The organism is Streptomyces sp. NPDC057654, from assembly GCF_042800135.1.
GTDB lineage: Bacteria > Actinomycetota > Actinomycetes > Streptomycetales > Streptomycetaceae > Streptomyces.
This window is the reverse complement of record NZ_JBHVHQ010000233.1, coordinates 1-10,477: the sequence shown is the minus strand read 5'-3', so window position 1 is coordinate 10,477 and position 10,477 is coordinate 1. Positions and strand designations below refer to the sequence as shown.

The window sequence follows — 10,477 nt, the reverse complement described above, 5'->3', positions numbered from 1 at the left end:
GCCCTCGGGCCTCTTGGAAGACCGAGAACCACGGTACCAGCGTCTCGACTGAGCAGGGGGTGCTTGCGCACCGTTACCATTTCGTCCGTCCGCGGGTCGACAAGTTGGTGAGGTGCGGAGCAAGGTGCGTAAGCCGTACCTGGTGGGGCACCAGGAGTTCGCTGCCCTGTATGGGGTGGCGCCGCAGATGGTCGGTCAGTGGCTGAGCCCGAGCCGAGGGGCGCTGGATCCGGCCACCGCCACGGTTGTCTCGGGGGTGCGGTACTGGCCGCTGGGCTTCGCGGTGCGCTACGGCACGACCACCCCGCGGTTCAAGCAGGTGGACCTGCGTGTGAAGGGTCAGCTCATCGCCGAGCAGGGGGAAGGCTGGATGGCTGACCTCGGAGAGAAACTGCCGCCGATCGTGGGCCAGCACGAGATCATCCAGATCTTCCACCTGCCGGCGCAGGGCAACCTGTCCACGGCGGTCGCCTCGGGCCGCTTCGCCGATAGTGACTGGCTGCTGTCCGGCTCGCAGTTGTGGCTGCTGGATACCGTGATCGACGCAGTGCCCGCGCTTCGCGAGAGTGCTCGTAGCGTGCCGTGGGAGGTGGACGAGTCCGTGGTTGCCTCTCTCCGCGACGGCACGTACGACGGTCCCGGCTCGAAGGTTCTTACACGAGGACGCCACGCCAAGAAGGGTCTCTGACCTGCGTAGTTACTGTACGTAGAGCCGATATGCGAATAAGATATATGTAACACCCTTTGGGGTGGCCGCATTCGCATAAGGAGGCAATCGTGCAGTTCGTGCAATCGCCCGCCGGTGACGAAGTCGCCGTCATGAGGTGGGCTGAAGTTCTGATCGTCGAGCAGGCGCTGTCGCGCTACGCGATGATGAAGCCCGACTCCAACATCGCGGCCCGGATGGTCGCGGATGTGTCCCGTGTCGTCCAGGAGCGCGAGGCGCGCATGGAGGATGAGGCCGAGGCTGGCTCGACCTGGTCGTGAAGGCGTGAAGTCGCCCCCGGCGTCAGTGGGGTTGATGATCCGCTGTCGAGCCGTCAAGATAGGTGACATTCTTTCAAGTGGTCACCTGTGGGGAGGGTGCGACAGTGAGCCAGGAAGAGATTCCGGGCTTGGTCATCCTGACTGTGCGGCAGCCCGAGGCTGGCTCCGCAGCGATGACGATCCAGCAGCGGTTCGCCGAGTTCCATCAGCTCAACCCCTGGGTGCTCGACGCGTTGGAACGGCTGACCGCCGAATACATCGCCCGAGGCGCTCGGCGCGTAGGCATCGGGATGCTCTTCGAAGTGCTGCGCTGCCGCTACGTCCAGGACACCAGGGGCGATGAGTTCCACCTCAACAACAACTTCCGCTCCCGCTATGTGCGCCTGCTGATCGAGCGACGTCCGGAGTGGATCTCACTCTTCGAGGTCCGCGCGCTGCGCGCGGACTGAGACAAACGAACCTCTTGGAGAAAGACCGTGCAAGAAACCACCGAGGCCGTAGGGGACACACCCTCTCCGGCTGCAACACCTCCACCGCTGGAGGCCGCACCAAGCGCGGTCGTCCTGCGCGCGGACCAGAACGAGTTCGACCGCAAACAGGTCAGCGCCCTGGCTCTGATCACCCCCGGACTCGAACATGCGCCGCGCCCGCAGCTCGCTGTCTTCTTCCACTACTGCGTGCGCAGCGGTCTGGATCCGTTCGCCCGGCAGATTTACATGATCGGGAGGAAGAACTACGGCGACGACCGTGACGAGAACCCGATCAAGTGGACGATCCAGACCGGCATCGACGGCTTCCGTACGATCGCTCACCGCGCGGCCGAACGGACCGGAGAGCGGATCTCCTACGAGGACACCGTGTGCTACGACGGTGAAGGCCGGGCTCACGAGGTATGGCTCGCGCCCGGCCCGCCCGCCGCGGTGAAGGTCACCGTTCTGCGGGGAGCCAGCCGTTTCCCTTTCATCGCGAGGTGGAGCGAATTCGCACCCGCGTACTGGGACCCCAAGAGCAGCCAGTACGTGGTTGCGAAGATGTGGCGCACCATGCCGGCGCACATGCTGCGCAAGTGCGCCGAGGCCAGTGCGTTGAGGATGGCGGCCCCCCAGGACTTGTCCGGCGTGTACGCCGAGGAGGAGATGGCCCAGGCCGACGCGGAAGTCGTCGCAGGAGCGGCGGACGATGCGGCTCAACGTCTGCGCACCGCGGCTGGGTTGGAAGCTGACGAGCCGGGTGACGCAGCGCCGCGACAGGAGGCGAAGCCGTCGCCGAAGAAGCCGGTGAAGATGCCGTCGGAGGAAAACGTGCCGACTGCGGAGAAGTCCAAGTCGCCTCGCAAGCGAGCGCCGAGGAAGAAGCCTTCGCCAGTTGCAGAGTCGTCCGAGCCCCGTTCCGACGCAACCTGAGCTGGAGAAACCCCATGGCTCACATCGATATTCAAGAAGAGATCCTCACACTGGGCGAGTCGTACCTGAGCGGACGCACCGAGTGGGACGAACGCCCGGCGATCCTGGTGCTGCGCAGGCGGGATGGTGGCGGCCTGGAGTGGCTGGAGTGGCCCGTGCCCGCGACGTCGTGGGACGTTGCGGATGCTCCGACGGTTCTCATCACGTACGCCGAACTGGCCGCCGAGTTGGACTTGCCTCCGCTTCGCGTAGAAGCGGTGGCCTTCCGGTACGAAGGGTTCGTCATCTCGCCGGAGAGCAGCCCTGAGGCGGCAGAAACCTTTCGGCGCAGGCGGGCGGGCGGCTCAGTGCCCCGCAACGAGGAGATTCCCGGGCGGGCCGAACAGCGCGTCCTCAACATCCGTGATGTTCACGGCGTGCAGTACCTGGTGACAGCCACCCGGCAGCCCGATGGGGGTGCGGTGCTCGACAAGCGCGCCGTCTATCCAGTCGGTACGTCGGTAACGGGCGGCGTTCCCCACGGTCTTGAGCTCCTGATGAACGCGCACATCCGTCCATAGCCAACGCGATGTCGGGGGCACCGAGCGTGCCCCCGACGGACGACCGGCCCCTAGTGCCGCTCGCCTCGCTGGGCGGCACCCTGCTTTCACGGAGATCATTATGACGACGACCGGTCAGCCGGTCAGCCTCTGGCCTGCTGCTCACGCGACGGATGCGCGCCGGCCGCGCTCGCTTCAGTCGAAGATCGGCGCGAGCGACACCGTGTGCGCGCGGCGCGCCGGGTACCTCCTGCACGGCCGCACACCCACCGACGGCGGCGAGAAGCGCAAGGCGATTCTCGGCACCTGGCTGCACGCAGGGATGCTCACCTCCGCCCGCGAGGAGTTCGGCTGGATCATCGAGCGCCGCGTAGAAGACGAAACGATCCGGGGCCACATCGACGCCGTGCAGCTCGACGGCTCCGCCGCCCGTCGGTTGCCGAAGCGGTTGCGCCCGAGCCTCCCGGCCGAGGAAACCACGGTGGAGGACGTGAAGACCAAGAGCACCTACCAGTGGGACAACATCCTGCGGCACGGAGCCAGCGAGGCGGAGATACGGCAAGTCCTGCTGTACGCAGACCTGTTGCACAGCGAAGGGTTCGCAGACATCGAGGGGCAGCGCCAACTGGCACGCCTCGGGCCCGTGAATGTCGGCCGCATCCGCTTCCGGTTCCTCAACCGAGACTCCGGCGACGATCACGTACAGGAGATCGCGTTCAACGCCGAACGCGGCCGCGGGGCGCGGTGGTGGGTCCAGCAGGTGCGTTCCGCAGCATCCCCCGAGGAACTGCCGCGCACCTTCCAAGGGCCCGGCCTGTCGGCGGTGTGCGACCACTGCCCGTTCAAGACGGCCTGCTGGGGCGCTGCCGCGGCGGGGCGCCGCCCGCAGAGCATCCTCGTCCACGATGACGAGGACCGGGCCAAGCTGCTGGCCGAGTATGTCGAGGTCACGGAGGAGATCAAGCCGCTCAAGGACCGTCAGAAGTTCCTGCGCGCCCAACTCGACGGTTCCGCGCCGGGAGCCTACGGCGACAACGTCTTGTCGTGGAGCGGGGACAACCCCACCAAGACCGATGACGTCGACGCCATGGCCGCGCTCTTCCGCCGCGCAGAGCTGGAGGTGCCGATGGCCCCCGACGCGGCCGCGATGAAGGCGCAGCTGAAGGCAGCCCGCATCGCCGTGCCCGTGCGGCTGGATCACGACAAGCGCACGTCGGTGGGGATCAACGTCACCCTGCGCAAGAAACCTTGACCCCGCGCTCCGGCTGGGGCAGGGCCCGCACCGGCCCTGCTCCTGTCCCGGCGCGTCCTGAACCGGACGTCATACGGAGAGGTACTGGTGAGCATCCAACTGTTGGTGGCGGCGGCCTACCTGCCCAAGGAGGTGATCAACAAAGCGCAGAAGTTCGTCCTGATGAAGATTGCCGACTCGGCCGACGATCAGACCCGTCTGGCCCGACCAGGTCTGGAGCGGATGATGGCCTGGGCCGGCGTGGGCGAGAAGCAGGCCATAACCGTCGTGACCCAGCTGGTCGGCCTCGGGCTGGTCGAGCGGGTCGAGGTCGGCCGCGTGGGGCGCCGCGCCGAGTACCGGGTGTTCCCGTACGGGGTGCCGCCGATCCCCTCCACGGAGGAGCTGATCGAGCGTCGCCGTGCGGCGCAGCGCGCCCCGAAGAACCCTCGACTCGCCCGGCAGGTCACGCGGCGCAAGCCGTCGGCGGCGGCTCGCACGCAGGGCGATGTGGCGGCACGGGAGGAGGCTAGGGCGGCTTCCGGGATGTCCGGCGGGGGTGGGTTGCGCCCGGGGAACCCTGAGGAGGGGGAGGCGAGGGTTGCCGAGGGGGAACGTGGCAGGTTTCCGCAGGGAAACCGCGAGGGTTCCCCTGGGGAATCCCCTTCTTTTCCCTCTCCTTCCTCACCCCTTCCTTCCCCCCCTCCCCCCACAGGTCTCGCTGTTGGGGAACCGGACGCAGACGGCGGGGAGCCGCCGCCGGGCGGCTGCCCGAAGCATCCGCAGTCGGTTGCCAACTGCCGGGGCTGCGGGACGAACGCGCGGGCGTGCCGAGAGCGGGAGCAGCGTCGGGCCGCCGACCGTGAGCACGCCTCGCAGCAGGACTGGTTGCGGCAGTTCTTCGCCGAGCAGGAGCGCCGCGTGGCCGAGACGGACCCGGAAGCGTTGGCGATGGCGAAGCAGCGGGTGCGTGACCTGGCCCGGATGGGGCGTGCGCGCGGTTCCAACTCCACTACTTAGTAAGCGGTTTCAATGATCGCCAACATTGACGACCAAGCCAACGCGCATAAGATATAAATATGAGTTCGAAACCCCTTCGGACCTCGAACCTCTTGGAGACTCCATGACCGCCACCAGCGCCGCGCCTCTCGGCCCCGCCGCCTACCTCGTCATCGGCGAAGTCGTCCACGGTCCGCGCGCCGCCCCCGTCATGGCCGAGGGGCCGTTCTGCTCCGTCGAGTGCGCCGCCGACGGGGTTCGCGAGCTGACCGAGTCGATCAGCCGCAGCCAGCGCGGCTCGGCGTTCGCCCTGTGGCATCAGGGTCGCCCCGTCGGCTGCTCCGTCACGCGCGACGGGCGGATGTGGGTCGTGCAGGTCCTCGCCTCGCACGAACTGCCCACCGCGAATTGAACGCACACCCGAGATAGGTCACATTGCTCAAAGGTGCACCCGTGGTGCGCTGGTTCCACCCCTCTTGGAGACCGAAATGAACATCGCAGCACTCCCCAACCACAACGGCCTCGCCGACCCGCTGTGGCTCAAGCTCTTCCACGGCTACCGCCACGTCATCGCACCGCTGCGCCACAACGGCTGGGTCACCGACATGGAGACGGGCGGCGGCGAGAACTACATCCGCGCCGAGCTCGGTGACGGCACCGAGCTGAGCATCGCTTCCGTGCGCGCCCTGCCCGTCGACCCGAATGAAGTCACCGGCTGGACCGTGATCCGGCGACACGTCGAGGACGTCTCGCGGCACACCGTCCTGTACGACTCCACCCCCGGCGGGCCGCAGGGTCACCACGGCAACAGCCTCATCCCGATGTTCGCCCGCATCGACGCGCTGGACGCCCTGACGTTCACGCGGCGACTGATCGTGTCGGCAACGCACGTGGCCGCCTTCAGCGGCGCTCACAACCAGACGGCGGGCATCGAAACCCCCGGCACGGCCGTCGCCCGCTACTTCGAGTGGACAGAGCGGCTGGTCTCGGACGAGGGCTACCGCTGCGTCTGGGAGCGGCCCGAGTCGGAGGGCTTCCCGCTCGCACTCTTCGAGAACGTCGGCAACATCACCAGCGTCCGCGTCACCCGCAGCCATGACTGACCGGCCGCGCCGCGTACCACGCCCGCCTCGGTGCGCAAACCGGTGATCTGGCTGCTGATCGGTTGTCTCCTCGGCCTCGGGGCGCTCATCGTCCTGGGGATCGAGGACAACCGCCACCGCCGCCAGCCACGCAATCCAGACGAGTCCTGACCACGGCCGCCCGGCCCCCGGGCCGGGCGGCCCGCCTCTTGGAGAACCAACACCATGTCCCGATCTGTCCACCTGCTCTGCGGAGCAGGCGGCGACCCCACCGGCTTGCGGGAAGCCGGATTCGACCCGGTCCTCGGCATCAACCACTGGCAAACCGCAGTCGATACCTTCGCCCTCAACCACCCCACCGCCGCCGCGCGCTGCGCGGACATCCAGAACTACCCCATGCGCTGGCTTCCCCGGGCCCTGGTCTTGTGGGCCAGCGTCATCTGCACCGAGATCAGCCCCGCCGGCGGCAAGAAGCGGCAACCCGACCCGGCGCAGGACGCCCTCTTCGAGGAAGAGGAGCAGTGGCGGGAACTGCCGCCGGAAGCCTTCGAAATGACCCGGGTGACCGCCTGGTGCGTACTGCGCGCCGCCGAGGCCAAACAGTTCCCCTGCGTCGTCGTCGAGAACGTCGTGGAGTTCATCACCGACTGGCTGCTGTTCCCCGAGTGGACCAGGGCCATGAAGAAGCTCGGCTACCGCGTTCAGGTCGTCTCGGTCTCCTCCGCGCACATCGGCTCGGAGACCAACCCGTACGCGCCGCAGTGGCGCGACCGTGTGTACATCGTCTTCACCCTGGCCGGTGTCCGGCGCCCCGACCTCGCGCCGCGTCCGCTCGCGTACTGCGTCGGGTGCGGCCAGGACGTCAAGGCCCGCCAGAGCTGGCGCGACCCGAAGGTCCGCGTCGGCAAGTACCAGGTCCAGTACGACTACCGCTGCCCGAACACGCGCTGCGCACACTCCCTGGTCGAGCCGTACGTGCGCCCCGCCTCGGACGTGATCATGTGGGATGACATCGGCCAGCGCATCGGGGACCGGACCCGGCCGCTGGTGCCGAACACGATGCGCCGTATCGAAGCCGGGCTGGCCAAGTTCCCGTTCGATCCGAGCCTGGTCACCCTCACCCACGGCAAAGACGGCACCGACCGTGCCTTCGCCCCGCACACGCGGCCGCTGCCGACGCGCACGGCCAAGCTCGGCGAGGCCCTGCTCGTACCGGTCGGCGGCTCGTGGAACGACACCCCGGCCTCGGTCGGCGTGCCCATGCGCACGCGTACGACGCGTGAGAGCGAGGCCCTGGTCACCGTCGACCCGAGTCCGTTCATCGTGGAGTTCCGCAACAACTGCGACGCGGCTCCCGTGGACAATCCGCTGAGCACGATCAGCACGGCGCGCCATCACGGGCTGGTCGTCCCCGACGGTGTGGCCCGCGACCGAGCCCGCAACACGCTGGTCATCCCGTACCGCAAGGCCGCGCCCAAATCGGCGGCCGAGCCCCTGCACACCCTGGCCACCCGCGACTCGGCGGCCGTAGTGCGCAGCGCGCCGGACATCAACGACTGCTACTTCCGGATGCTCCAGCCGCGCGAACAGCTGTCGGCGCAGCGGTTTCCCCCGACCTATGAGGTTCTGGGCTCCAAAGCGGCCCAGACCCAGCAGGCCGGCAATGCGGTGTCCGTCAACGTCGCCCGCTGGCTGGGCGAACGCCTCCGGTCCGTCCTGGCCTGACCCCCGAAGAAGAAAGGACTACAACACCATGACCCCTGATATGACCAATCAGCATCACCTCATTGCCGTTGCCCGCCGACGAGCGGCGCTGACCACCGAGCTGTGGCGTATCGAGCAGGCGCACTGGCTCACAGTCCTCGACCACATCAGCGCGAGGATCCGCTGCCATTGTCCGGAGGCCGCTCACGTCGCCCTCGCCTACGACGTCCCGACCCAGGCCGTGGATCTGAAAGGCGTACTCGGCGCGCAGTCCAGCCCGCTCGGCGCACGCCCTTGCCTGTGGGACGGCAGCGACGAACAGCACACGGTCGCCAAAATCGCCAAGAGCATCGAAGCCGACATACAAAGCGCGCTCATGCCGCACCAATCACCGGTCTGGGCGATGATGCGGCGCAACAGCGTGAGCGAGAACCACAGCTGGTCGCTGGAGTTGCCGCCGCCCGACCGCGCCGCGCGTATCGCCGAGCTGGTGCGCGAGTACCACCCCGAGGCGACCGCCGTCGTCGTGGACGGGCACTGTTCCGGGGGCCGCATCATCGAGATCGTCGAAGGCACTGCTGACGACGGCACCCGGAGCCTCACCACCCGACGCCGTTGGGCGAGCGAGTGCGACAACGTCCTCAGGCTGCTGGTGAGCGGGATTTTCGCGATACCAGACCTGGCCCATTGCCATCTCACCCCGCTCCACGACTACCGGCACCCCTACGGCACCAGCAACGAACTCGTGCGGCTCATGACGCTGCCGCCGACCGCGTAAACGGCGGAGAACTCGGTGAGCGGTACCTGGTGGGTCAGCGAGGCACCGTGTGCGGGGGACACGCGCTTCACCCCCGACGGCGCGGCCATGGACTCACTCAAGGCGCCGCAGACGCGGGCCTTGCTGGCTGTGTGCCAGCAGTGCCCGTTCCGGTCGCGATGTGTCGCCCTCGTCCTGCCACGGCACAGCCGCTTCGACGGGATCTGCGGCGGACGCCTGTGGCTGGACGGAGAGATCCGGGCGACCTGCCACGGGGCCCATCCGATGGAACTCGCAGAGGCGGACGACCCCATCGACCACGGCACCGAAGCCGGAGCCCGCGCCCACTACCGGCGCGGTGAACGGGCCTGCCCCTGGTGCCGGGAAGCGGCGCGGCTCGTCCAGGTCCGCCGACGCGAGCAGAAACGATCCCCCCGCCCGTAAGCACTTCACCAACCCACCCCAAGGAGAAAGATGTTCGCTATCAAGGCGCAAGACCTGTCCGCCCTCCTCGACAAAGTCGCCTCGCACAGTCCGGCCGATCCGGTCGAGCTGAACACGGTCGTCCTCGACTGCTCACGCCGGTGGCTGCACGCCATCGCCGGTGGGACGTCCTCTCTCGCCGTGGCCCGTACCCCGGTCGACGGGGAGCACTGGACAGCTCCCCTCGGCCACGACGACGCCCGTGTCCTGCGCAGCTGGCTGGAGGCCGCCGACCACGTGTACGTGGAGCACGCCACCCGCTCCGGGCTCCCGGTTCTGCACTTCAGCGAAGGCTCCGCCGAGCTGGCGGTGCCCGTCGCCACTTATGCGGCCAGCCTGTCCTGGCGCAGCAGGCTGCTCGCGGAAGCGCAGCCTTCCACTCAACGACGGCAAGCGATCCGCCTTCGCCCCGAGGACCTTGCCCTGTGGGAGGCCGCCGGCGAGGAGGTCGAGATGACGCCCGCAGCCGGGCGCGCGGCGTATGTCGTCACGGCAGGGCCGGACTTCATCGGATTGCAGATGCCGCGTGCGCGTGCTCACAGCGGAAACGTGCTGCTGGCGGGGTGGGCCACCTCGGTGCGTGCGCGCCGCTTCCTGCACGAGGGGCTGTCCTACGAGGTCGGTGCCAGCTACGCCGACCGGTTGGGACAGGTCTGGCGCATCGCCGCGCGGCCCGCGTCCGGCGAGGACCCGGTCGTCGTCTCCGTGGACCGCTCCGGCGTGACCCTGCCACTGGCGATGGTGCTCATGGCCGGCGGGCCGCTGCGACGCCTGTCGGAATGACCACAACAAGAGATAGGTGACATTTATGAAATCTGATTGCTTTCGGGTGCCGCCCCCATGCCCGCACACTCCAGTCGGATCCGGGGAGGACCCCGGCACCGGCCTCAGCCCGCTCCCGTCCGCGTGGCGCACCCGGCGCCGCGCACTCGATCCGTCCTGGATACGAAGCGAAAGGAACCCTGTGAACAAGGCCGCGCTCATCAAAGCCGTCACGCCTCGGGTCGGCAGCAAACGGCAGGCGACCGACGCGGTTGACGCCGTGCTCGACACGATCGTGCGCGCCGTCGCCGCTGGAGAAGCCGTCTCCGTCACCGGCTTCGGAACTCTGGTCCCCAAGGCCCGACCGGCCCGGGTCGTCCGCAACCCGCAGAACGGCGAGCAGATCAAGCGGGCCTCCTCGCGCGTCGTGCGGTTCCGGCCCGGCACCCGCTTCAGCGATCTCGTCTCCGGCCGCAGGCCGATGCCCGCCATCGGCAACTGCATCCAGAAGGACCCCAAGACCCCCCGCC

At 68.2% G+C, this 10,477-nt stretch carries 14 protein-coding genes; all 14 read left to right on the top strand.

Features of this window, described 5'->3' with window-relative positions; all coding sequences use genetic code 11:
* The first annotated feature begins 124 nt into the window (after positions 1-124).
* Positions 125-688, top strand: a complete 564-nt coding sequence (locus ACFU99_RS19085) for a hypothetical protein (RefSeq protein WP_384393265.1) — start codon at positions 125-127, stop codon at positions 686-688.
* A gap of 89 nt (positions 689-777) precedes the next feature.
* Complete coding sequence (locus tag ACFU99_RS19080; protein WP_384393263.1) at positions 778-987, top strand: hypothetical protein; 210 nt, start codon at positions 778-780, stop codon at positions 985-987.
* A gap of 104 nt (positions 988-1,091) precedes the next feature.
* Complete coding sequence (locus tag ACFU99_RS19075) at positions 1,092-1,436, top strand: hypothetical protein (protein WP_384393260.1); 345 nt, start codon at positions 1,092-1,094, stop codon at positions 1,434-1,436.
* A 27-nt stretch (positions 1,437-1,463) separates the two neighbouring features.
* Complete coding sequence (gene bet, locus ACFU99_RS19070) at positions 1,464-2,390, top strand: phage recombination protein Bet (RefSeq protein ID WP_384393257.1); 927 nt, start codon at positions 1,464-1,466, stop codon at positions 2,388-2,390.
* 14 nt (positions 2,391-2,404) lie between these two features.
* Positions 2,405-2,950 carry a hypothetical protein gene (locus ACFU99_RS19065; protein ID WP_384393254.1) on the top strand — a complete coding sequence of 182 codons (546 nt, stop codon included), beginning with the start codon at positions 2,405-2,407 and terminating at the stop codon, positions 2,948-2,950.
* 100 nt (positions 2,951-3,050) lie between these two features.
* Entirely contained in the window at positions 3,051-4,181 is a 1,131-nt protein-coding gene (locus tag ACFU99_RS19060; protein WP_384393251.1) for a PD-(D/E)XK nuclease family protein, read from the top strand.
* 87 nt (positions 4,182-4,268) lie between these two features.
* Complete coding sequence (locus ACFU99_RS19055; protein WP_384393248.1) at positions 4,269-5,180, top strand: hypothetical protein; 912 nt, start codon at positions 4,269-4,271, stop codon at positions 5,178-5,180.
* A 103-nt stretch (positions 5,181-5,283) separates the two neighbouring features.
* Complete coding sequence (locus ACFU99_RS19050) at positions 5,284-5,571, top strand: hypothetical protein (RefSeq protein WP_384393245.1); 288 nt, start codon at positions 5,284-5,286, stop codon at positions 5,569-5,571.
* 76 nt (positions 5,572-5,647) lie between these two features.
* Entirely contained in the window at positions 5,648-6,262 is a 615-nt protein-coding gene (locus ACFU99_RS19045; protein WP_384393242.1) for a hypothetical protein, read from the top strand.
* A gap of 204 nt (positions 6,263-6,466) precedes the next feature.
* Positions 6,467-7,966 (top strand): DNA cytosine methyltransferase, encoded by a 1,500-nt coding sequence (locus ACFU99_RS19040; RefSeq protein ID WP_384393239.1) that lies wholly within the window; start codon positions 6,467-6,469, stop codon positions 7,964-7,966.
* Positions 7,967-8,006: 40 nt separating this feature from the next.
* Positions 8,007-8,723 carry a hypothetical protein gene (locus ACFU99_RS19035; RefSeq protein WP_384393236.1) on the top strand — a complete coding sequence of 239 codons (717 nt, stop codon included), beginning with the start codon at positions 8,007-8,009 and terminating at the stop codon, positions 8,721-8,723.
* 15 nt (positions 8,724-8,738) lie between these two features.
* The gene (locus tag ACFU99_RS19030; protein ID WP_384393234.1) at positions 8,739-9,146 is read left to right on the top strand and encodes a hypothetical protein; all 408 of its coding nucleotides are present in this window, start codon (positions 8,739-8,741) and stop codon (positions 9,144-9,146) included.
* Positions 9,147-9,176: 30 nt separating this feature from the next.
* On the top strand, positions 9,177-9,968 hold the full coding sequence (locus tag ACFU99_RS19025; protein WP_384393231.1) for a phiSA1p31-related protein: 792 nt from the start codon (positions 9,177-9,179) through the stop codon (positions 9,966-9,968).
* 181 nt (positions 9,969-10,149) lie between these two features.
* On the top strand, positions 10,150-10,477 hold a 328-nt coding region (locus tag ACFU99_RS19020; RefSeq protein ID WP_384393228.1), incomplete at its 3' end, for an HU family DNA-binding protein.